At 27.5% G+C, this 24,258-nt stretch carries 22 protein-coding genes and 1 pseudogene; 8 read left to right on the top strand and 15 right to left on the bottom strand.

Features of this window, described 5'->3' with window-relative positions; genetic code table 11:
* The first annotated feature begins 26 nt into the window (after positions 1–26).
* The 3 genes from CRU91_RS05655 (at position 27) to CRU91_RS05645 (ending at position 2,424) form a co-directional block, all read left to right on the top strand.
* On the top strand, positions 27–860 hold the full coding sequence (locus CRU91_RS05655; RefSeq protein WP_235826961.1) for a thioredoxin domain-containing protein: 834 nt from the start codon (positions 27–29) through the stop codon (positions 858–860).
* A gap of 1 nt (position 861) precedes the next feature.
* Positions 862–1,800 carry a hydroxymethylbilane synthase gene (gene hemC, locus CRU91_RS05650; protein WP_113894249.1) on the top strand — a complete coding sequence of 313 codons (939 nt, stop codon included), beginning with the start codon at positions 862–864 and terminating at the stop codon, positions 1,798–1,800.
* A gap of 81 nt (positions 1,801–1,881) precedes the next feature.
* A complete protein-coding gene (locus CRU91_RS05645) occupies positions 1,882–2,424 on the top strand; it encodes a hydrolase (protein WP_113894248.1) in 543 nt (180 codons plus the stop codon).
* Positions 2,425–2,448: 24 nt separating this feature from the next.
* On the opposite strand, the gene CRU91_RS05640 is transcribed toward CRU91_RS05645, so the two are convergent.
* From CRU91_RS05640 to CRU91_RS05630, 3 genes are all read right to left on the bottom strand, one after another.
* The gene (locus tag CRU91_RS05640; protein WP_113894247.1) at positions 2,449–3,087 is read right to left on the bottom strand and encodes a response regulator transcription factor; all 639 of its coding nucleotides are present in this window, start codon (positions 3,085–3,087) and stop codon (positions 2,449–2,451) included.
* A gap of 16 nt (positions 3,088–3,103) precedes the next feature.
* Entirely contained in the window at positions 3,104–3,778 is a 675-nt protein-coding gene (locus tag CRU91_RS05635; protein WP_146951597.1) for a sensor histidine kinase, read from the bottom strand.
* Between the two features lie 204 nt (positions 3,779–3,982).
* Positions 3,983–4,702, bottom strand: a complete 720-nt coding sequence (locus CRU91_RS05630; protein WP_113894245.1) for a hypothetical protein — start codon at positions 4,700–4,702, stop codon at positions 3,983–3,985.
* Positions 4,703–4,924: 222 nt separating this feature from the next.
* Here CRU91_RS05630 and CRU91_RS05625 point away from each other — a divergent pair, with 222 nt between their 5' ends.
* Entirely contained in the window at positions 4,925–7,144 is a 2,220-nt protein-coding gene (locus tag CRU91_RS05625) for an autotransporter family protein (RefSeq protein ID WP_113894244.1), read from the top strand.
* Between the two features lie 29 nt (positions 7,145–7,173).
* Here CRU91_RS05625 and CRU91_RS05620 read toward each other — a convergent pair whose 3' ends face one another.
* The 5 genes from CRU91_RS05620 to prpB form a co-directional block, all read right to left on the bottom strand.
* Positions 7,174–7,998, bottom strand: a complete 825-nt coding sequence (locus CRU91_RS05620) for an alpha/beta hydrolase (RefSeq protein WP_113894344.1) — start codon at positions 7,996–7,998, stop codon at positions 7,174–7,176.
* 145 nt (positions 7,999–8,143) lie between these two features.
* On the bottom strand, positions 8,144–9,322 hold the full coding sequence (gene prpF / locus CRU91_RS05615; RefSeq protein WP_113894243.1) for a 2-methylaconitate cis-trans isomerase PrpF: 1,179 nt from the start codon (positions 9,320–9,322) through the stop codon (positions 8,144–8,146).
* Between the two features lie 91 nt (positions 9,323–9,413).
* Positions 9,414–12,002, bottom strand: a complete 2,589-nt coding sequence (gene acnD, locus CRU91_RS05610; protein WP_113894242.1) for a Fe/S-dependent 2-methylisocitrate dehydratase AcnD — start codon at positions 12,000–12,002, stop codon at positions 9,414–9,416.
* 68 nt (positions 12,003–12,070) lie between these two features.
* On the bottom strand, positions 12,071–13,222 hold the full coding sequence (prpC, locus tag CRU91_RS05605) for a bifunctional 2-methylcitrate synthase/citrate synthase (protein ID WP_113894241.1): 1,152 nt from the start codon (positions 13,220–13,222) through the stop codon (positions 12,071–12,073).
* Positions 13,223–13,270: 48 nt separating this feature from the next.
* Positions 13,271–14,158, bottom strand: coding sequence for a methylisocitrate lyase (prpB, locus tag CRU91_RS05600; protein WP_113894240.1), 888 nt, complete (start codon positions 14,156–14,158; stop codon positions 13,271–13,273).
* Between the two features lie 172 nt (positions 14,159–14,330).
* Here prpB and CRU91_RS05595 point away from each other — a divergent pair, with 172 nt between their 5' ends.
* On the top strand, positions 14,331–15,308 hold the full coding sequence (locus tag CRU91_RS05595; protein WP_113894239.1) for a hypothetical protein: 978 nt from the start codon (positions 14,331–14,333) through the stop codon (positions 15,306–15,308).
* A 251-nt stretch (positions 15,309–15,559) separates the two neighbouring features.
* On the opposite strand, the gene CRU91_RS05590 is transcribed toward CRU91_RS05595, so the two are convergent.
* Positions 15,560–17,503 carry a TonB-dependent receptor gene (locus CRU91_RS05590; RefSeq protein WP_235826960.1) on the bottom strand — a complete coding sequence of 648 codons (1,944 nt, stop codon included), beginning with the start codon at positions 17,501–17,503 and terminating at the stop codon, positions 15,560–15,562.
* Positions 17,504–17,735: 232 nt separating this feature from the next.
* Positions 17,736–17,942 carry a hypothetical protein gene (locus CRU91_RS05585; RefSeq protein WP_113894237.1) on the bottom strand — a complete coding sequence of 69 codons (207 nt, stop codon included), beginning with the start codon at positions 17,940–17,942 and terminating at the stop codon, positions 17,736–17,738.
* A 241-nt stretch (positions 17,943–18,183) separates the two neighbouring features.
* Here CRU91_RS05585 and CRU91_RS05580 point away from each other — a divergent pair, with 241 nt between their 5' ends.
* Entirely contained in the window at positions 18,184–19,110 is a 927-nt protein-coding gene (locus CRU91_RS05580; protein WP_113894235.1) for a D-2-hydroxyacid dehydrogenase, read from the top strand.
* A gap of 1 nt (position 19,111) precedes the next feature.
* Here the strand turns inward: CRU91_RS05580 and CRU91_RS12230 are convergent, their stop codons facing one another.
* Genes CRU91_RS12230 through CRU91_RS05570 form a run of 3 tightly spaced genes read right to left on the bottom strand, consistent with a single transcriptional unit; the run spans position 19,112 to position 21,419 of the window.
* Positions 19,112–19,252, bottom strand: a complete 141-nt coding sequence (locus CRU91_RS12230) for a hypothetical protein (RefSeq protein ID WP_222718409.1) — start codon at positions 19,250–19,252, stop codon at positions 19,112–19,114.
* A complete protein-coding gene (locus CRU91_RS05575; RefSeq protein WP_113894233.1) occupies positions 19,236–20,246 on the bottom strand; it encodes an OmpA family protein in 1,011 nt (336 codons plus the stop codon). Before CRU91_RS05575 ends, CRU91_RS12230 begins: the two co-directional genes overlap by 17 nt.
* Positions 20,247–20,252: 6 nt before the next feature.
* Complete coding sequence (locus CRU91_RS05570) at positions 20,253–21,419, bottom strand: MotA/TolQ/ExbB proton channel family protein (RefSeq protein ID WP_113894231.1); 1,167 nt, start codon at positions 21,417–21,419, stop codon at positions 20,253–20,255.
* An 84-nt stretch (positions 21,420–21,503) separates the two neighbouring features.
* Between CRU91_RS05570 and CRU91_RS05565 the strand changes: the two genes are divergently transcribed.
* The gene (locus CRU91_RS05565; RefSeq protein WP_235826959.1) at positions 21,504–22,727 is read left to right on the top strand and encodes a L,D-transpeptidase; all 1,224 of its coding nucleotides are present in this window, start codon (positions 21,504–21,506) and stop codon (positions 22,725–22,727) included.
* A 2-nt stretch (positions 22,728–22,729) separates the two neighbouring features.
* Here CRU91_RS05565 and CRU91_RS05560 read toward each other — a convergent pair whose 3' ends face one another.
* Complete coding sequence (locus tag CRU91_RS05560) at positions 22,730–23,326, bottom strand: HPP family protein (RefSeq protein ID WP_113894227.1); 597 nt, start codon at positions 23,324–23,326, stop codon at positions 22,730–22,732.
* Between the two features lie 115 nt (positions 23,327–23,441).
* On the opposite strand from CRU91_RS05560, the gene CRU91_RS05555 reads away from it, so the two are divergent.
* Positions 23,442–23,996: a PhnA domain-containing protein gene (locus CRU91_RS05555; RefSeq protein ID WP_113894225.1), complete on the top strand. Its 555-nt coding sequence runs from the start codon at positions 23,442–23,444 to the stop codon at positions 23,994–23,996.
* Between the two features lie 110 nt (positions 23,997–24,106).
* On the opposite strand, the pseudogene CRU91_RS12380 reads toward CRU91_RS05555, so the two are convergent.
* Positions 24,107–24,258: pseudogene (locus CRU91_RS12380) on the bottom strand (DNA-binding protein); the annotation flags it as partial.

Genomic DNA, 24,258 nt, shown 5'->3' with positions numbered 1-24,258 from the left:
TAATATTATAAAAAAAGGACAAAGATATGATTAAAATTGCAAAATTATTGGTTTTAAGTGCATTTGCAAGTGCTACATTGTTGGCAAATGATAATTTAGTTATAGATTTTGAGAAAAAAAGAGTTGCTCAAAATCCAAATGTTAAAGTGAAAAATATAAAAGTTTTCTATAAAAAAGAACTAGAATTAAAAGGTTGGAATGGCTATATTTTAGAAATTGATGCAACTATTCAAGACAAAGGTATGAAAGTAAAAGATACACTTTTTAGTGATGGAAAAGTAATTGCTACTGATTTATATGATGTATCAACAGGAAAATCTTTGAAAGATAGTATAACACCAACATTAACAGATAAATACTATCAAAAATCAAAACTAATTGCTGGAAATGAAAAAGCAAAAGATAAAATTGTAGTTTTTTCTGATCCTCTTTGCCCATTTTGTACACAATATATTCCTGAAGTTATAGATTTTGTAAATAAAAAAAGTGATTCAATAGCACTATATTATTATGCATTTCCATTAACTCATATTCATCCAGCATCAACTACTTTATCAAAACTTATTGATATAGCAAAAGTAAAAAATGGTAATGATATCATAATGAAGGCATATACAGCTCATTGGTCAAAATACTTTGAAGTAACTTCAACAGATGATAAAATTATTTTAGAAGCGTTTAATAAAGAGTTAGGTTTAGATATTAAAATCGAAGAATTAAATAAAAAAGAGATAATTACATCTTTAGAAAAAGAGGTTTTAATGGGAGAAGATATGCTAGTAAGTGGAACTCCAACTATTTATATAAATGGAGAAAAAGATACAACTAGAGAAAAATATAAAACTTTAGGTAAAAAGTAATATGAAAAAATTAGTAATTGCAACTAGAAGAAGCCAACTTGCTCTTTGGCAAAGTGAATATATAAAGGCTGAACTTTTAAAACACTATCCAAATATGCAAATAGAACTTCAAGAATTTACAACTAAAGGTGATAAAATACTTGATGTTCCACTAGCAAAAATTGGTGGTAAGGGGCTTTTTACAAAAGAACTAGAAGTTGCAATGCTTGAAGGAACTGCTCATTTAGCAGTTCATTCACTAAAAGATGTTCCAACACAGTTTGAAGATGGTTTAACTTTAGCTGCTGTTTCAAAAAGATTTAATCCTCAAGATGCACTTTTAAGTAATAAATATAGTTCTTTAGAAGATTTACCAAAAGGTGCAGTTGTTGGAACTACAAGTCTGCGAAGAAGAATGGCTATAAAGATGTTAAGACCTGATATAGAGCTAAAAGATTTAAGAGGAAATATCAATACAAGAATAGCAAAATTAAATGCAGGTGAATATGATGCTATTATCCTTGCAGCAACAGGAATAGAAAAATTAAATCTACAAAATGAAGTAAAATATTTTGCTCCTATTTCAACTGATATTATGATACCTTCTATGGGTCAAGCAACTTTAGGAATAGAGACAACAACAGACCCAAAAATCATCGAAATAGTAAAAGTTTTAAATGATAAAAATGCTGAAATTGAGTCTAAAATTGAGCGAGGATTTGTAGATACACTTCAAGGTGGTTGCCAAGTTCCAATAGGTGTAAAAGCTACAATATTAGACGAAAAGAATGTGAAAATATCTGCAATAGTTGGACTTCCTGATGGGAGTGAATACATAAAAGATGAAAAAATAGTAGATATAAACTCTTTTGAAAATGCGGGAAAAGAGTTTGCAAATGAATTTATACAAAAAGGTGCAAAAGAGCTTTTAGCAAGAGCTGAAACTATGGCTTTTAAATAATTTTAAATTATTTAAAGCTATCTTATAGCTACTAATTTTTGATATATTATCTCTTTTAATTCATTATTTAGAGGATATAAAATGAGAATAAATTTAGAAGATACCCTATTTTGTCTAGTAGATGTTCAAGAAAAGCTTTTCCCACATATTGGAAATAAAGATGAGTTGGAGAGAACTCTTCCTATTTTAGTAAAGGGAATAAAAACTTTAGATATACCAATAATTGTAAATGAGCAGTATAAAAAAGGAATTGGAGAGACAATTCCTGTTTTAAAAGAGTTGGTTTCTGAATATACAGCCTACGAAAAAACTACATTTTCTGGTTGTCAAACTGGTGAAATTTTAGAAGCTTTTAGAAAAAGTGGTAAAAAAAATATCATTGTAGCAGGAATAGAAACTCATGTTTGTGTACTTCAAACTTGTATAGACTTAATTGAAAATGATTTTAATGTGATCTTGGTTACAAATTGTTGTGGAAGTAGAACAAAACTTGACCATAAAATGGCTATAAAAAGATTAATTCAATCTGGAGTTATACCTACAACTTATGAATCAATTTTATTTGAACTAACAGTTGATGCAAAGAATCCAAACTTCAAAGCAATTTCTAGTCTAATAAAATAAATTTTGTCCCATAATGGGACAAAATCACTTTATGTAATAACCTTCATCTAATATATTTAAAATAGTATCTTTTGGAAGCTTTTGTCTAACTCTTTTAATTAAAGTTCGTATCGCAGTGGAAGTTTTTGCAACTCCCAAATATACAAACTCTTCTATTTGATGATGAGTTATCATTTCACCTTTATTATTTAATAGTAAATACAACAAGATTTTTTCAGATTTTGTAAGAGTAATTTCTTGATTATTTTCATACAATATTCTATTTTTCATATTAAAAGATACATTAGAATCTAATTGTATTATGTCAAAAGAATTTGTTATTTTTCTTATTTTTAATCTAAACTCTTCTATATCAAAAGGTTTTTTTATATAGTCATCACAATCTTTTTCATAAGCTTGGGTTATTTTATCTATATCTATATTTGCACTTATTATTATAACTTTTGAGTTTGGATTTGTAGTTTTAATTTTTTCTAAGATTGTTAATCCATCTATATTTGGAACATTTATATCCAAAATATACAAAGAATATTCACCTAAAATATGTTCAAATGCTTTTTCTCCATTATAAAAACTATCTACAATAAAACCATTTTTATTTAGCATAAACCTTATAGTTTCATTTAGTGAGTAATCATCTTCTAGTAAAAATATTTTCTTCATAAGTGAATTCTACATTTTACTTGTGGTATTGGTGTGACAATTTAAAGTTATATGAAAAAATATTTATATTTTCATTTGAAACTACATCAATTTTAATTTTGTACTTATCACATATATCTTTTACAATAGATAAACCTATTCCATGTCCACCCAAACTTACATTTTCCCTCATATATGTTTTAAATATAGTATTAACATTTTTTATTTTTTCACCTTGAGAAACAAATTTTAAACTATTATCTTTTAAAATTATCTCTATATTTGAGCCTATTTCTGAGTATTTTATAGCATTTGATATATTATTGTCTATCAATCTTTCTATCTCAATTTTACTAATATTGATAAAAATATCATTTGATATTTCCAATTGTAAATTTCTATTTTGTGTTTTTGCTATAAGTTCAAAATATTTTACTCTATCTTTTAAAATATTTTCTAAACTCAAACTCTCTATTTTATAATCTAACTTCGATTTTATATGTAAAAATGTCATATCTTCATACGAGTTTTTTAAAGTTCTTATAGCTCCTTCCATCTTTTTGGAATAACTATCTTCTCCAAACTCTTCATTTTTGAGTTGTAAATTTAGATTTATTATAGATAGTGGAGTTTTTATTTCGTGAATAGAGTGTTCTATAAATTTATCTTTATAACTTAAAATATTCTCTTTTCTTCTTACTTTATAAATCACAAAAATTGTAATTGAGCCTATCAAAGCTATCAAAAGCGTTATAAAATTTAATAAAAAGATATTTTCTTTTAATTTTGTTTCATCAAATACAATAGTATAAATAATTTTTGCTTCATCAAAAATAGGACTTTTTTCTGATAAATATGTTATTTTGAAATTTTCATCTTCTATATATTGTGTTATATACTCATTTTCTTCTAAATCTTAAGCTAGTTTTTTACCATCACTGATTCTTTTTTGAATTGCTACTAAATCTTTTTTATATGATTTTAAAGATTTAAACATAAAATCACCAACATAATCTTTACTAAATATAAAAGCATCTGAACTTTTAATATTTGGGTTTTGGCTTATCAAATCTTGGAGATTTTTTAAATCTTTTTCTAACTCTTCATAAGTAAAACTAACTTGTAAAACTCTTTTATCATCTAAATATGAATCTGTATAACTAAAGAATTTTGAAGAATAAATTTCAAATATTGGTAGAGAAGCTCCTATAATATTGTTTTGCTTATGCTCTTCAAAATACTCTTTTGCAAAACTTAAATCAAAATTTACATCTGTTAAATATGTACTATTTTTAATCACCAAATTTTCATCAGTTATATAAATATTGTAAGGTTTATTTGCTACATCTTGATTTATTTTTTCATATATTTCAATCAAATTTATATCAGATGATTTATTTTTAAGATAAGCTAAAACTTCTTTATGCTTTTTTATTAACTCTTCTTTTTGATTTGAAAATTTATACAAAAGTTTAGTTAAAAAATAACTCGTTCCTTTTTGTATTTCATAAAAAGCTATCTGTTGGTTTTTTTGGTGATTATCATTTATATTGATTAACAATAATTTATAACTTGCAAATATAGTTATTAGAAATATAATAATTACAATAAATAAAAATGTTGATGATTTTGGCATATAAGATGTTACCCCCCCCCGTACAACTATTTACTAAAATAGTATTTGTTCCTTGAAATTCTTCTATCTTTTTCTCCTTGTATGATAAAAAAAGATTCTATCAAAAATTGCCTTATTTCAATAAAATAATAAATTTCTATCTATATTTACAATTTTGCCACACCAAAATCACATCAGTTTTGTATTATTTTTTTTAAATTTAAAAAAAGGAGAAAATAATTTATGAAAATAGATTATTCAAAAAAAAATAAAGTATCTTTTTTACTTTCAACTATGCTTTTAGGGGCAGTTTCACTTTCTGCTAATAATTGGACAAATGATAGCAATATTATTAAAAATAGTGGTGGAATGGCAGTTGAATTAGAAAATGTATCAAATTCAGAAATTATAAATAATGGAGAAATTTCTGTAAATCACAGTAGTAGTGAAGCTTATTCTGAAGCAATGGGTATAGAGTATATCTCTAATTCAAAAATTATAAATACTGGAACAATAAAAGCAAATACAACGGGAACAAAATCTAGTGATGCCGTAGGAATTTGGATAGATGATGTAGATAATACTCAAATTGAAAACAAAGGTACTATTTTAGTAAATGCAAATGGTAATGGTTCAGGATACTTTTTATCAGAAGCTATTGGAACTGGTAGTTTGATAGATTCATCTATTATAAATAGTGGAACCATCAAAGCTACTAGTAATAATAAATTAGACAAACAGGGATTAGCAATCACTAGTGATAAAATACGATTTAGTCTAAATTCAACTCCAACAGTTACTGTAACAAATACAAAAGATGGGAAAATTTATGGAAATATTTTAATGAATGTATATAACAATAAAAATAATTATGGTTTATTTAAAAATGAAGGATTTATCTCTTTACCATATAATGCAACTAAAAAAGAAACTTTTTCATTTGATGATGATGGTGTATATACAACTATATCTCTTCAACCAAATTTAGCAAATCTTGAAAATTATGGAACTATTGAAATTGGAGCTTTTAAACACTCTGATAATAAAATAGAAAATACACAAATATTAACAAAAACTGCTACTTTTGGAAAAGGTTCAAAAATGCAAGTTGATATAGTAGCAGGTTCAAAAGCATTTGTTAAAGGAGATACATTAAGTGAAGTTGTAACAGCAACAGATAAATTAACAATCAATGATTTAACTTTAAACCAAACAAAATTAGCTGATAACTCTGCAACTTTAGATTTTGAATATAAACAAAATAAAAACCAACTAGATTTAGTTGTAAGTAATGTAAAAAAATTGTCTGATATTGTTGATGATAAAGATAAAGGTGATGATAAAGGCAATGGTACAGATACTAAAAATATAGTTAATAAAAAATCTATTGCAAAAACTTTAGATGAATTTAGAAATAATCAAGCTCAACATCCACAAATGGGTGCAATTTTATCACAAATTGATACTTTAAGTACAAATAATGAAGTTATAAATGCTGTAAATTCTATGATTCCAACAACAGCAACATCAGTTGTAAATAGTTCAAATACTATAACTTCAAACATATCAAATATTGTTTCAAGTAGATTAGAAAACTTAAAAAGTGGTTTAAACTCTGGAGATGATTTAAAAGTTGATAACAATAGAGTATGGGTAAAAGCATTTGGAAGTATTGGAGAACAAAAAGATAAAGACTCTATCTCTGGATTTGATTTAAAAACTTATGGTTTAGGGCTTGGATATGATAAAGAGTATAAAGATGGGCAAATTATTGGACTTTCAACATTCTATACAAATGCAAATGTAGAAACAAATGGTGTAAATCATGAAAATGATGTAGATGCTTACTCTCTTGTAGCATATGGAAGCAATTTATTACCAGATGATAAAACAACTATTTACTATCAAGGTTCATATACTTGGCAAAAAAATGATAGTAAAAGAAGTTTATTTACAGGAGATAGAGCAGATGCTAAATTTACTAGTAAAACTTTTGCTCTTGATTTAAAAGTTGGACATAAAATAGCTATAAATGATAGTTTTTCAGTAGAGCCAAATATTGGTACAACTTACAGACATATTTCAAATCCATCATATACAGAAAATGGTGCAGAAGCTTTAAATATTCACTCTGATAAATTCACTTCATCTGAATTTTTAGGAAATTTTGGAGCAGATTTTGAGTATAAAATCACTTCTGATTCTAAACTAACTGCTACAATCGGTGCTGGATATGATTTTAAAAATGATGACAATATCGTAACTTCTTCTTTTGCTGGAGCTTCTGGAGTTTCATTTGATACAAATGGTATAGACAATGGTAGATGGCAATACCAAGCAGGAATAGGATACGATGTAAATCTAAATAATCAAAATAATTTAAACTTCTCTTATAAATATCAAGGAGAAGGAAGCAAATATAACAACAATGTTGTATCTCTTGATTATATATATAAATTCTAATCTTTTAAACTAAGGCAAAAAGCCTTAGTTTATTTTTCTATTTTGTTTAAAACTTCTTTTAAAACACTTTCAAAACAGCAACTATGATTTGAATTCGTATAAATATACTCTATATTCTTTTTATTACTAAACTTTGAAAAATAAGATAAAAATATATCTTTTGGTACTATTTTATCATCAATTCCTATTATGTGAAACTGCTTTATATTTTCAAGATTTGAAGTAAAATTTGCTGGATTTAAAGAACCATCTAATTTTGAAATATTATGGATATTTACCCACTTCTCTATATCTAAATTTCCAGCTACTGTAATAAGATTTTTAATATCATCTCTTTTTGAAGCTAAAATAGTAACAACTGCTCCACCACCAGAATATCCAATAAAATTAAAATCTCTATTTTGATATTTAGTTCTTAAACTATTTAAGACTTCATCAAAACTATCTATTATCTCTTTACTGAATCTTTTATTTGTCCAATACTCTTGTTTACAATTTGAAGATTTTACATATTGGCAAGGTCTAGCAAGATATACTTTACATTTATTATTATCAAGAGATAATAGTTTTAAAAGAGTTTGATTTATAGGTGTTGGATTTGGTGAAATTTGATTTTTACTTATCCAAGATAAGCCATCTCCTTCTATATAAATATTTAAAGTTTTATTTGCACAATTTATATTTTGAGATTGTAAAGAGAAAATATTAAAATTTGAACTATTTAAAATAGATTTACTCAAACTATTTTTTGTAGCAAAATTCAAAGCACTATTTGTTCTTTCTTCCATAGAAGGTATTTTTGAAGAACAAGAGACAAATATAAAAGATAAAAAAATAAATAGTGTATATTTCATAAAAGATTTTAACATTTTGTTTTAAAAATATATTTTAAACTATTTTACCATATCAAAATCACATTAGTTTTGAAATAATCGATATAAAAAAAGGAGATAGAAAATCTATCTCCTTTTTTTCACTTTACTTATAGAATATTTCTATTTATCCCATAATATCAGCAGGTGCATAAACTTCACCTTTCATAATAATTCTTGCACTTCGGCTCATTGTAGCTTTATCAACAATATATTTACCATTTTCGCATTTTATTACAGCTCCAACTTTCAGTGTTCCAGATGGGTGTCCAAACTCAACCGCAGTTTTTTCTCCACCACCAGCAGCAATATTTACTAAAGTTCCTTCAATACAAGCAGCAACACCAATAGCAACAGAAGCTGTTCCCATCATAGCGTGATGAAGTTTTTGCATTGATAAAGCTCGTACGTGTAAATCAATTTCATCTGCTTTTATTTCTTTACCACTTGAAGTTATAAAATCACTTTTTGGAGCAACAAAGGCAATTTTTGGAGTGTGTTGTCTAGTTTCTGCTTCACTTAAATCAGAAATTAATCCCATTTTTAAAGCTCCATAACTTCTAATTTTTTCAAATCTAGCTAAGGCTTCGGCATCACTATTGATATCAGCTTGAAGTTCAGTTCCCTTATATCCAATATCACTAGCATTTAAAAATATTGTTGGAATACCTGCTGTTATCATAGTTGCTTTAAATGTACCAATTCCTGGAACTTCTAAATCATCTACTAAATTCCCAGTAGGAAATAATTCTTCACTTGGGTCAACTGGTTCTGCAAACTCTAATAAAATCTCTTCAGCAGGGAAAGCAACACCATCTATATAATAATCACCCATCTCTTTTACTTGTCCATCAACCATTGTTACATAACAAAGAATTGTTTTTTTGATATTTGCTTGCCAAATTCTTACACAACAAACACCATTTTGTGGAACATTATCAACTAAACCTTCATGAATTGCAAAAGGTCCAACAGCTGAGCTTAAATTCCCACAATTTCCAGACCAATCCATAAAATCTTTGTCTATTGCAACTTGTCCAAAATAATAATCTACATCATGATTTGGAACAGTTGATTTTCCAACTAAAATAGCTTTAGAAGTACTTGAAGTTGCTCCTCCCATACCATCCATTTGTTGTTTATAAATATCAGGGCTTCCTACTATTCTTTGAAGAAGTTTATCTCTTTTTATTTTATCTTCTTGTGCCTCTTTTGGAAGGTCTGCTATATTAAAAAATGTTCCTTTTGAAGTTCCACCTCTCATATATGTTGCTTTAACTCTTATTTGTGGTTCATAACTACTCATATTTTCTCCTAAAATTTAAACTTTTAAAACTTTTCAAAAAGATTTTTTATCTCTTTAAAAAATTTTAAGAGAGCAAAAACTCTCTTAAAACCTATTTACTAGCTGCAATAACATCTTTTGCAAATTTTTGTAAAATTCCACCAGCTTTATAAACTTCAACTTCTGCTGAAGTATCTAATCTACAAAGAACTTTAAATTCTACTTTTTCACCATTTGCTCTAGTCATAGAAACTGTTAAATCACATCTTGGAGTAATATCTCCTAAAATATCAAAAGTTTCTGTTCCAGTAATCGCATAAGTATTTCTTGTTTCACCATCTTTAAATTGAAGTGGTAAAACACCCATACCTACAAGATTTGTTCTGTGAATTCTTTCAATTGATTCAGCAATCACAACTTCAACACCTGCAAGTCTTACACCTTTAGCTGCCCAGTCTCTTGAACTTCCTTGACCATAGTTTGTTCCAGCAACAATAATTAATGGTTGTTTTCTTCCCATATAAGTTTCTATTGCTTCCCACATTCTTGACTCAACACCTTCTGGCATAATTTTTGTCAAACTTCCTTGTTTTACATTACCTTGCTCATCTTTAACCATTTCATTATATAGTTTTGGATTTGCTAAAGTTGCTCTCAATGCAGTATTATGATCACCTCTATGTGTTGCATAAGAGTTTAAGTCTTCTAAAGGTAATCCCATTTTTAAACAATACTCTCCAGAAGCACTTTTTGCTTGAATAGCATTTGATGGAGATAAGTGATCTGTTGTAATATCATTTGGGAAAACTCCAAGCGGTCTTAAATTTTTAAGAGCTGGCATAGTCATAAATTCGTCTTCCCAATATGGTGGTTTTTGGATATATGTAGATTTTGCATCCCATTTATAGAATGGTTCAGCTGCCTCTTTTAAACCTTTAGCAAACATTGGATCATAGATTTTTGCAAACATTTCAGGTTTTACTGATTTGTAAACTATTGCATCTATCTCTTCATCGCTTGGCCAAATATCTTTTAATTTGATGTCATTTCCATTTTTGTCTTTACCTAAAACATCTGTTTCAATATTAAATCTAATACTTCCAGCAAGTGCATAAGCAACTACAAGTGGAGGTGAAGCTAAGAATGCTTCTTTAATAAATGGGTGAATTCTTCCATCAAAGTTTCTATTTCCAGATAAAACTGCTGTTGTGTAAACTCCACTATCAGCTGCTTCTTTTTCAAGTTTTGGATCTAAAGCTCCACTCATACCATTACAAGTTGTACAAGCAAATCCTACAATTCCAAATCCCAATTTCTCTAACTCTGTTAAAAGACCAGAATCTTTTAAATATAGTTCAGAAACTTTAGAACCTGGTGCTAAAGATGATTTAACCCATCTTTTTCTTGTAAGTCCTAGTTCATTTGCTTTTTTAGCTACAAGTCCAGCTGCAACAACGTTTCTTGGATTTGAAGTATTTGTACATGAAGTAATAGCTGCAATTAAAACAGCACCATCTGGGATAACTTCATCTTTAATCTCAATCTTTTTAGTGATACCTTCAGAATCTAAAGTTGAAGTAGGTACTAATTTATGAGGTTTAGAAGGTCCTGCTAAACTTCTTGTAACTGTTGTTAAATCAAATTCAATAGTTCTAAAGTAAGTAGCTTCACTTAAACTATCTGCCCATAAACCATTTGCTTTAGCATAAACTTCAACAAGTTTTACTTGTTCTGGACTTCTTCCTGTAATTTTTAAATAATCAATAGTTCTATCATCAATAGCAAACATAGCAGCACTTGCACCATATTCTGGTGTCATATTAGATATAGTTGCTCTATCTCCTAAATCAAGATATTTGATTCCACTTCCAAAGAACTCTAAATAAGCAGAGATTACATTGTTTTGTCTTAAAAATGATGTTAAAGAAAGTGCAATATCAGTTGCAGTTATTCCTGCTGCTCTTGTACCTTTTATCTCAACTCCAATTATTTCTGGAACTCTCATATAAGAAGGATTTCCAAGCATAACATTTTCAGCTTCAAGTCCACCAACACCAACTGCAATAACTCCTAAAGCATCAACGTGAGGAGTGTGTGAATCTGTACCAACTAATGTATCCGGACTAGCAATCCCGTCGATATTATGAACAACTGGAGACATTTTTTCAAGGTTGATTTGGTGCATAATACCATTTCCTGGAGGAATAACATCAACATTATCAAATGCTTTTTTTGTCCAATTTATAAAATCAAATCTATCCGCATTTCTTCTATCTTCGATATCTCTATTTTTTTGGAAAGCATCGCTATCATATCCACCACATTCAACTGCAAGTGAGTGATCAACGATTAATTGTGTTGGAACAACTGGATTGATTTTTTGTGGATCTACACCTTGTGAAGCAACTGCTTCTCTAAGACCTGCTAAATCAACAAAAGCTGTAAGCCCTAGAATATCATGACAGATTACTCTACTTGGATACCAAGGAAAATCTTTATCTGTTCTTTTTTCTATTAATTGAATTAGTGAATCTTTTAAATCTTCACTAGGACATTTTCTAATTAAGTTTTCTGCTAATACTCTTGAAGTATAGTTAAGTTTTGCAAAAGAACCAGGAGTGATATCTTCAACAGCACTTTTTACATCATAATATTTAACATCTAAACCATCTAACTGTTTAAGATATTTGTCATTTGTCATTTTATTTTCCATTTTTTTGAAATTTATTGTAAAAAAAATTTAGGCTAAATTTAGCCTAAATTAAAGAATTATTTTCTATCTTCTAAAGGTATGTAAGCTCTTGGCTCTGGTCCAGTATAGTTAGCTGAAGGTCTGATTATTTTTCCATCTTCTCTTTGTTCAATAACGTGTGCACCCCATCCTGTAACTCTTGCAATAATAAATATTGGAGTAAACATATCTGTTGGAATTCCCATTTGATTATATGAAACAGCAGAGAACCAGTCAAGATTTGGGAACATTTTCTTTTGATCCCACATAACTTCTTCAAGTCTTGCAGCTACATCGTACATTAACATATTTTTATTCTCTTCAGATAGCTCTTTTGCAACTTTTTTGATAACAACATTTCTTGGATCTCTTGTAGCATAAACTGGGTGCCCAAATCCAATAATAATCTCTTTTTTAGCAATTCGTTCTTTGATATCTTTTTCTGCTTCATCAGCTGATGAGTATCTTTCTTGAATTCTAAATGCAACTTCATTTGCTCCACCGTGTTTTGGACCTCTTAACGCTCCAATAGAACCAGTAATACAAGAATACATATCTGAATTTGTTCCAGAAATTACTCTTGAAGTAAAAGTTGAAGCATTAAATTCATGTTCTGCATAAAGTATTAAAGACACGTGCATAGCTTTAACCCAAGATTCTCTTGGTTTTTCACCATGTAATAAATGTAAGAAATGTCCACCAATTGTATCATCATCAGTTACAACATCAATTCTTTTTCCATTATATGCAAAATGATACCAGTATAAAAGCATAGAACCAAAAGATGCCATTAATTTATTGATAATATCTTGTGCTGCAGCTTTTGGATGAGATTCATCTTCTTGATTTAATGCTCCAAGAACTGAACAGCCTGTTCTCATAACATCCATTGGGTGACAATTTTTTGGTAATTGTTCTAATGCAACTTTTACACCTTGTGGAATATCTCTAAAAGATTTAAGTTTTGCTTTATAAGCTTTTAACTCTTCTTTATTAGGTAACTCTCCATGAACTATTAAATATGCAATCTCTTCAAATTCAGCTTTTTCAGCAAATTCTAAAATATCATATCCTCTATAATATAAATCATTTCCTGTATTTCCAACTGTACATAATGCTGTACTTCCAGCTGCTACACCTGAAAGTGCAACAGATTTTTTTGGTTTAAACTCTGTACTTGTAGTACTCATATTTTCTCCTTAGTTTGATTTAATTTTAAATAAAATACGAAAAGCTAATTATTTAGCTTTTCCTTTTGAAAATAATTCGTCCATTTTTTGCTCATAAGAGTGGTAATTTAACATATCGTATAACTCCATTCTTGTTTGCATTGTGTCAATAACTGCTTCTTGAGTTCCTTTGTCTTTTAACTCTTGGTAAACATTTAGTGCAGCTTTATTCATAGCTCTAAACGCTGATAATGGATAAAGAACCATATCAATACCAACAGAAGATAATTCTTCAGTAGTAAACATTGGAGTTGCACCAAATTCTGTAATGTTAGCTAATACAGGGATTTTTACTGCATCTGTAAACTCTTTGTACTCTTTTAAAGTGTGAATTGCTTCAGCAAAAATAGCATCAGCACCAGCAGCAACATAAGCTTTTGCTCTATCAATAGCAGCTTGTTGTCCTTCACTTGCATGAGCATCAGTTCTAGCAATGATATAGAAATCTGGGTCTAACTCTTTTTTAGCATCAACAGCTGCTCTGATTCTATCACACATCTCTTCAGTAGATACTAACTCTTTGTTTGGTCTATGTCCACATCTTTTTGCAGCAACTTGATCTTCAATATGAAGTCCAGCAGCACCATATCTAATAAACTCTTTTACAGTTCTAGCTATGTTAAATGCATGTCCCCAACCAGTATCAGCATCAACGATTAATGGAGTATCACAAATAGAAGTAATTCTTCTAATATCAATACATACATCTTCTAACATTGTCATACCTAAATCTGGTAAACCATAAGATGCATTTGCAATCCCACCACCACTTAAGTAAATAGCTTTATGCCCTACTTTTGTAGCTTGTAATGCTTGGTAAGCATTGATAGTTCCAACAATTTGTAATGGAGCTTCTTGTTTTAAAGCTTCTCTAAATCTTTTTCCTGCACTTGTCATACTTCTTCCTTTAAAAAAATGTTAAATGTCATTATACCTATTTTGATTTTTTATGATTGTATTATTTATAATTCATATTTACAATTTTTATACATTTTTTATAAAATGTTCAAAATTTGTATTTTTTGTTTAATTAATGTACAATATGCAGAAATTTTATTAAAGGAAGCTTATGAATTTTAAATCTTCACTAGATAAGTTTATAGAGATTTTTAATCGTTCTAATTTAAGTATATCAAAATTCGCATCAATGCTAAACAAAGACAGAAGAACCATAACTTCGTGGATAGACAAGATAAGTGAAGTTGAAATAAATAAAGATATTCAAGATAAAATATGTCAAATTTTTAGATATCCAAACTATATTTGGGAAGATGCTTGTAGTGGCGATGAGTTTATAAAATCTATTACTCAAATACCTCAAAAAGAAGTAAGAATAATAGATGAAGACTATAAAGGGAGATTAAAATATATAATTGAGCATGAAAAAAATAGAAGATTTGTAATACAAGCACAATTCCCAGGACCAATGTATAGAGATAGTGCTGTACAAAAAGTGTACAAAAATTCTACAAGTGCAGATATAGAAGAGCTAAAACAAGAGAGAATTGACCAAATGTTAAGATATGACTATGATACAACAGAGTGGTATTCTATAAAATCTATTTTGAGTTTTTGTTTTGCAAGTATTGGTAACTTTTTTACTAAAGAAGAAAAAATAAAAATTTTAGAACTTATGTATGAACTTTTTAATAATAACTACAATAAGAAATTATTTCTATTTGACTCTTTTTCAAGAAAAATATATGGAATGGAAACAACATATATATCTATAAATGTTAAAAATAAAATACTATTTTTCAAATCTCCTATAGAGTCTGTTTTTATTGAAATAAGAAATAAAAACTTGGTTGAAAGAATGCACAAATATTATAGTTCACCAATCGAAGCACCATCACATGTAAATTTTTTGGAATCAGTTAAAATCCTAAAAATACTTCAAGAGGCTTTAAAATACAACAATAGTATAAAACAAGCATACGAAACGATAAATCGTGAAACAAATTATGGTGAGTTATTTTATAACAACCTAAGTATAGATTTACAAAAAGAGGTTAGTTCTCCAAAATCTGGACAAAAGAGAAATTAATACCATTATATAATTAATATTTATATATTTTAGTTATTTTATGATGTTTTATATACACTTAAGTATGAGTTCCAAAGTATAAAAGGAAAGTATATTTTTATCATCGAAATTTTAATCTCAAAATTAAATAAATACTTTGAAACCCATGCTTAAAGATATTATGGAACTGGGACTTCAGTCCCAGCCCTTTAATAATAATTGGACTCTTGTGCTTAAGCACTCTCTTTGAGAAAGTCCAATTTCCAAAAAATCTAAAACTCCATTTTCATAGAAAATGCAATAGTTCTAGGATCGCCTAATAATGAACTATTTGTCCAATAACCTTTATCTGTTAAATTTTGTACAGTTATATTAAAAGTTGTAGGATATTTATCTAACTTAGTTTTATATCTAAGTCCTGCATCATATAAAGTATAGCTTGGTAGAATATCCGTATTAAGATTATCTCCATATCGTTTACCAGTATAATAAGCTCCTGCATTTATAGATAATCCATTTATATATGGAATATTATACTCTGCAAAAAGTTTTGCCATTTTTGTAGCTGCTAAAGTTGGTTTTTTACCTTCTAAAGCTGGATTATCTGCTTTTTCCAAACTTAAATCCATAAATGTTACTCCACACATTAAAGTTAAATTATCTGTAACTTTTCCAGTAAGTCCTAGTTCAAGACCTTGATGTATTTGTTCACCATCTTGAGTTAAAGTTGGCTTCGGTGTTGTTGTATTATCTATATATTGACTTGCTTTTTCTATTCTAAACAATGAAGCTGTTAAAAGTGCTTTATTATCAAATAAACTATATTTTGCACCAATTTCATATTGTTTACTTTTATATGGATCTAATATCTCATTTTCATTTTGATAATAACTTCCTACTATTGTTCCAGCTTCTAAACTTTCTATATAAGTGGCATAAGTTGTAAGATTTTCAAATGGTTTATATATAAGAGATAAAGTAGGAGTTAGTTCTGATACATCATATTTTGTATTTGTAGAATATGTTTTATTCATAATAGTTGCATAATTTGCTCCAACTAATGCACTCCATTGGTCATTGAAAACTATATCATCTCCAATTAAAATATTATTATATTCAGTTTTTAAAGCAATTTTTCTTGGTTGAGTTCCTACAATACCATTGTTAGTCCAAAGAGAAACATTTTCTGTTAAGTTTTTTAAGTCATTTAAGCTCGTATCATTCGGTAAACGATAATATGACCAATTATCAGATGAACGGTAATTTTTCCACTCACTTAAACTATATCCCATTGTCAAAGTATGATTTATACTTCCTGTATCAAATTTTGAATCAAAATAGATATTTGCACCATTACTCTTTGATTGTTGCCAACCACTCCTCGAAAAATCTGAATTAGAATTTCCATTTATGATTCCAATTGCATTCCCATCTTGTACAGATAGTACAGAAGAACTTCCTTTATATTTCATATCTTCGTAAAATAGATTTGTTCTTAAAGTAAAAATATCATTTATATCATATCTTATATTGTTTTCTATTTTATTTGATTTTATCTCACTCTCTAACCAATCAGGACTATAACTTTTATTTTTTGTTATACTTGCTCTATCCAATTTTACTGTTTTCCATGTACTAAAAATAGGAGCTATCCCTTTTTCTAAACTATCTTTATATGAATATTTTATATCTGTATAAAAATTATCAGTAGGTTTCCAATCAAATACTAAACTAATGTTCTTTTGTTCTTTTTTAGATTCATTTGGCAGTTCTCCATCTTGATAAAATCCATTTATTCTATATCCAAGAGTATTATCTTCATTAAACTGTCCACCTAAATCTATATGTCCATAATATGATTCGTTTCCATAACTTCCAATAGTTACATTTCTTAAATCTTTTGTAGTTGGTTTTTTAGTTATATAATTTACTGCTCCACCAACTCTCCCTCCACCATATAAAAATCCTGTTGCTCCACTGATGATTTCTACTCTTTCTATATCTTGCATCATAGGGGTACTAACAATACTATCGGCATAAGGTATTCCATTTACTATGGGAACACTTACTGAAAATCCTCTCATTATAGGAAATGAACTATCCCCATTACCGTATGTTGCTTTAGTTGATTCTTGTGTAGTAGGATTCATCTTAAATATTTGATTCATATCTTTTGCTTGTACATTTTCGATTAAGTCTTTTGAGATTATACTCATTGAGTATGGAGTGTCTTGTAGTTTTCTTTCATTCCAAATACCAACACCTTTTGTTTCTTCTACAAGGTAGCCTGATTCTGCACTTCCATTTTTATAATTAGAACTAGAAACAGATATTTCATCTAAAACAGTAGTATTACCAAAGTTTTGATATTTTGGTTTTTCTATTATGTAAATTATGCTATCTTCTTCGATAGCTTTGAGATTATGTTCTTCTAGTACGCTATTTAGATTACTTAATACCGTACCCCCCCCCGAAACTCACTTTTTGCGAATTTATACTTTTATCTTTAAGGTTATTAGCTTTTGAAATATATGTTACATTATATTTCTTTACTATATTCTCTACTGCTTCTTGCAAACTTATATCTTTTGCATTTAACATTGTTCCACTTAACATCATTGATGCTAAAACTGAAATGAAAACTTTGTTTTTCATCTTAAATCCTTTGTATTAATTTTGAGAATTTGTTTCTCTATATAGTAAGACGATTTAAATGAAAAAAATGGACAATTTTTACAAAAGAATTTTCAAATTTGTTAGCTGAAGTTACTTTTGGTAACAAAAATAGTGTTTTTTTGATTTCCAAATTCACTTTTTTAGTATCTAAATATTTTTAAATATTCTACAATTTTTTATGATACAATGAAATTTTTAATATTTAATATAAGGATAAAATATGAATATAGTAATTTTAGATAGAGCAAGTTTAGGATTTGATATAGATGTATCAATTTTCTCACAATTTGGTAATGTTACTTCTTATGACTTAACAAAAGAAAATGAAACAAAAGAAAGAATAAAAAATGCAGATATTGTACTTACAAATAAAGTTTATGTTGGAAAAGATGAAATAGATAACTCAAATATAAAACTTATTTGTATAACTGCAACTGGTATGAACAATGTAGATTTAGAGTATGCAAAACAAAAAAATATTGTTGTAAAAAATGTTGCAGGATATTCAACATCTAGTGTTGTTCAAGTAGGTTTTTCTATGATATTTCATTTTGTGACAAAATTAAACTACTATAAAAATTATGTAGATGTTGGAAATTGGCAAAAAAGTGAACTATTTACTCATATTGATAAGCCTTTTTTTGAACTCGATAAAAAAAGAGTTGGGATTATAGGTCTTGGTGAAATAGGAAGAAATTTTGCCAAAAAAGCTATTGCATTTGATTGTGAAGTTGTGTATTACTCAACAAGTGGGAAAAATAGCAATAGTGAATACAAAAGTGTAAGCTTAGATGAACTTCTAAAAACAAGTGATATTATCTCTATTCATGCTCCATTAAATGAACAAACAGCAAACCTTTTAAATTATAACAATATGAAAAATTTAAAAGATGGTGCAATTTTACTAAATCTAGGTCGTGGTGGAATCATAAATGAATCTGATTTGGCAAAAATTATAGATGAAAAAGAAATTTATTGTGGAATTGATGTTGTTTCAAAAGAACCAATAGAAGAGTCAAACCCACTTTTAAAAGTAAAAAATAAAGAGAGATTAGTTTTAACTCCACATATTGGTTGGGCAAGTATCGAAGCTAGAACTAGACTTGTTCAAATGGTTGCAAAAAATATAGAAGAGTTTTTAAAATAATTCAACTCTTCTTTTTAAACAAAAACCTAAATATCTTTTGAAAGATATTTAGCTGTTTTTGTACTACTTTTTCCTTTATCTGTTTTGATAACTCTTGAAGATTTGTAGGTTCATACAAAGATTTTTTATTCTCTATTTTCATTTTGTTTATCCAAATAATTTTGTATCTCTTTTATAGCTTCTTCATTTTTAATAGTAAATTTAATCTCTATTCTTCTTGAAGCATCTTTATCTTCAATACCTTTTTTATCTAGTATCAAATCAGCAGAACTTCTTCCACTAGAGTTTACAAAAGTGCTTAAAAGTTTTTTATCTACAATATTTGATTCATATAAAAACTGCATAACACTCATAGCTCTTTGTTGAGATAGTAAAAGATTTGATAAATATGTTCCATCACTATTTGTATGCCCTTCAATAGTAATATTTTCTATATATTTTGATATATCTTTATCTTCAAATAATACAGAAAGATAGTTCTTCAAAACAGAACTTAACTCTTTTTTTGACTCTTCTTTTAAAATATAAGAGTTTTGGTCAAACAAAATATTTGATGAAAATTTTATAGCTCCACTTTTTTCATCAACATTTATAGAGTTACCAAGTTTCTCTTTTAGTTTTGCTATAACATTTAGCTTTATTCCAGTTAGAGTTTTTATTTTTAGTTTTGCAATATCAAACTCTTCAACCATTTTTTGATGAATTTGTGTTTGAACTAAAAGCTTATCAGCAAGTAGTTTTAACTCTTCATCTTTTAAATTTATCTGATTTGTACTATCGCCTAAAGCCAAATTCAAACTCTCATTTGTACTTTTTTCATCTTTTATAGTTAGTTCATATTCAAGTAAAAGAGCTTTTAATTTTTCTATCTCATTTGAACTTAAAATTATTCTTTTATTTGCATCATCAATTTTTGCAAGGCTTTCTTCATACAGATTTTTTGCTTTTGCTAACTCATAAAATAGTTTTGATTTAGCATCTTCACTATCTTCTAAACTATGTTGAGTATAAATATATTTGATTACAATTGAAGCAATAACTAAAATAAATACAAAAAGTAAACCAGCCATCAAATCGGCATAAGATATCCAAAAGTTCTCTTCTTGGTTCTTGTTTTTGTCATCTTTTTTATACATAATTTACTACTTTGATAAATCTTTAAAGATACTCAAATCTTTTACTATATTTGAAGTTTGAACATCTATTTGTCTCAAAGACTCTTTTAATCCCTCTTCAAACTTCCACTCTATTTTTTCCATATCACTTTTCATAGTTTCAATACTTTTTACAATATTTGAATATATTGCTTTTAAGTTTTCACTACTTAAATTATTCATATGAGTGTTTAATTCAACAATATTTTTATTTAAACTTTTTGAAGTTTCTAGAAAAATATTATTTTGAGTATCTATTTGTTGTCCTAAACTTTCAACAGTTCTAGCTAGTTTTTCACAATTTGTAATATTTTCATCAATTCTTAAAGATAAAATATACTCTTTTTGTAAAATCTCTTCAACTGCTTCATATCGTTTTTTAATAGAGCTATTAATACTTTCTAAAATATCACTAGAAGTTAATTGTTTGAAAATATCGCTCATACTTGAGAAATTATCAATATTGCTTTTTATATGAATTGATTCAATATCTATTTTTGTCCAAAAGAAATTTTTAGTGCTTTCTTTTATAACAAATCTATCATGGTCAAATCTACTCATTCCAAATTTTTCAAAAAATATCCACCAAATAGATAAAAATATCCCATAAATAGAAACATAAAATGCTGTTGCAACACCACTTAAAAGTTTTGTTATCTCTCCATCAAGAGCAAAAGTATTTGTTGAAGTAAAATCAGGCATAGAAATAGCAATAGATATAAATGTTCCTAAAATCCCTAAAGTTGGGAAAATACCACTTGCAATACTTGAAAAATTGTTATTTCTTAGATTACTTGTATAATCTTGTAAAAAGTCATCAACACTTCCATTTGCTTTTGAAGTTTCACCAATACTAAGTAAATTATTATTTATATATTCTTGAAGTGCAAATTGGAGGTCAGCATATAAAGTTTTAAACTTGCAAGAAACATAATAAGCGTTGTGTCTTATAAAAAATAGATAAATTACAAATATGAGCCCTATTAAAATAACACTATGAATTTCAACTTTTAAAGGTAAAGCTCCCAAATAACAAAGTATTACAACTGCAAATAAAGCTGCTGGGACACTAAAAAGTGTGATTATCCTTGAAAAAGGCTTACAATTTGTACGAAATCTTGAATTTAGTTCTATAAAATCTTCTTCTTTAAACATAATTTATTCCTTAAATGTTTTAAAATAACCTACATTTTATCAAAATTTAGTAAAATAGCAGAAATTTTAAAAGGGCTTTTTATTATGAATAAAATTTTAACTATATTTTTCTTATTCACATCAATTTTATTTGCACAAGAAAAATATACAATTGCCGTTTGTGCGACTTCAACTTTGGAAAATGCTTTAGTATGTAAAAAAAGAATTTACGACAATATGAGAGGCGAAGTTTTCATAGTAAAAGAACAAAACGGATATTTTACAAATCTAAATGTTTATGATGATAAAGAAATAGCAAAAGTTACTCTAAAACATGCTTCAAAATATGTACTTGACCAAAAACCATATATAAAAGAAATAAATAAAAATATCGTAAATCAAATAGATAAAAGAAAACTATTTATTGATATGGATGAAACTATAAAACCAGTACAAAAAACTTACAAAATAGAGAAAAAAGACAATATTGAAGAAACAACTATAAATAATACTCAAGATATAGAAACAACAAAATCAATAAATCAAAAATCTATTATTCCATTGGTTTCAGCTATTCCTGATAATTTAGAGATTATTGGATTTTTACCATACAGCGATGAAGAAGAGAATAATAAAGAAGAAAAATTTGAAAATCAACAATCAAATATTGATATAAACAACAATGAAGTAGATTATGGAAATATGAATGAAGAAAGTATTTCACCAGAAGATGAAGATAAACTACTTCATATAAGTATGGATGAATTTGACAATCAAATCAAAAATAAGCAAGAGATAAAAATATCTTATGAAAAAAAGCCTATACAAAAAAATACAAATGAAATCTCTTTGGATTCTTATGAAGAGATTATCATAAAAGTAAATTCAAAAACAAATATTATGGACATTTTTGCAAAAAGTGGAAATGTAGAAAAAAAACTAAAAACTTATATTGTATCAACTGGAAAAAATGATATTAAGAAACCTTTAGGTGTTGGAAAAATATCTCAAATTTCATTAAATCCAGTTTGGTATCCAACAGAAGATACAAAAAAAAGCTTTGCAAAAAAAGGAATTATATTACCAAATGTTGTTCCAGCACACCACAAATACAACTATATGGGTGCTGCAAAATTAAATCTTACTCATGAAGTTGATGGAAAAACTACTTATAGAATTCACGGTACTTTAAATGAAAAAACATTGGGAACAAATGAAAGTGCTGGTTGTATAAGAATGCGAAATATAGATGTTTTAGAACTTGCAAAGATTATAGATGATTTTGCAAATATAAAAAGCTTAAATAGAGTCAAAGTTATTTTAATATAAATTTAAATCTTTCTTTTTCTCTTTAAACTTTTTCTTTTATATCTTTGGTAGTGCTTTTTTAGATAATTTTTAAATGATTCTGGATAAGCTCTATTTTTAGGGATATTATTTACTATAAATGCAATCAAAAACAAAATCATAGCTCCACTAAAAATTGGAACAATTACATATAAAAATCCTAATTCATGTATTTGTTCACTTCCTATTACAGCAATTAGTGCAGTTGCTCCACCAGGAGGATGTAAAGTTAAAGTTAATTGCATAAAAAATATTGATGTAGAAACAGCAATAGCTGAAGCAAAAAGGATATTTGAATAAAATAATTTATAGGCTATAACTCCAACTATTGCTGATACTATGTGTCCGCCTATTAGATTTCGTGGTTGTGCCAAGGGCGAATTTACTGCTCCATAAATCAAAACTGCACTTGCTCCAAAAGAACCTACAACTAAAGTCAAATCTGTATCATCTAAAAAATCTGTATGAAAATATGAAATAGCCAATATTCCTAAAAATGAGCCAATCCAAGACCAAAATAGATTTGATTTATCAAAATTTTCTGAATTTATTTTTTTAAATTGTTTAAAAAAGAAGTTCATTTTAATCCTTAAAATAAAATATTATATTAATAAAAATTATTCATAAAATTTATGATTTAAATCAATAAAAGTCTATTTTGCTATAATTTCAGATATTTAATTATTAGGAAAAATTATGGGTATTTTTGAAGATTTATCAGCTAGAAGCAACTCCTCTTGTGAACTTTGTAAAAGTCAAGATGATTTAAGTATTTATGAAGTAGCTCCTAGCAATTCAACTGTTGATGATAGTGTACTTTTATGTTGCACTTGTAAAAATCAATTTGAACAAACTTGTGAACTAGATCCAAATCATTGGTACTGTTTGAGCGAATCTATGTGGAGCACAGTTCCAGCTGTACAAGTTTTATCATATAGAATGCTTAAAAAACTTGACAATCAAGAGCTTTTGGATATGATTTATTTAGATGATGAAACTTTAGAATGGGCAAATAAAGGTTTAGAAAGTTTTGATGAAAATATCGTACATAAAGACTCAAATGGTGTAGTTTTACAAGCTGGTGATACAGTTACAATCATCAAAGATTTAGAAGTAAAAGGTGCTGGATTTACTGCAAAAAGAGGAACAGCTGTTAGAAATATCTCACTTACTTCAAATCCTGAACAAATCGAAGGAAGAGTAAACGGAGTAAAAATCGTACTTCTTACTTGCTTTTTAAAGAAGAGTTAAAACTCTTTTTTAAAAAATACAGAAAATCAAACTGTTTTAAGATGACTCATATAGAGATTTAGTTTATAGTGGATATACAATTATAGAGTTATTTATCTATTAAAATTTGATTATTTTAACTTACTTAAAATATCATCTATATCTAAACTCATTTTAGAAAAAGCGAACCATTTTTTACCCAAATCTTTCAAACTAGCTCCCAAATGATATATCTCTTTTTTATCAAGTATTAAAAATCTATCGTGTGAATCTTTAAAAGTTA

This window comes from Aliarcobacter vitoriensis, from assembly GCF_003316695.1.
Lineage (GTDB): Bacteria > Campylobacterota > Campylobacteria > Campylobacterales > Arcobacteraceae > Aliarcobacter > Aliarcobacter vitoriensis.
Note: the sequence above shows the minus strand (reverse complement) of the source record. Positions and strands in the feature narration are given on the sequence as shown.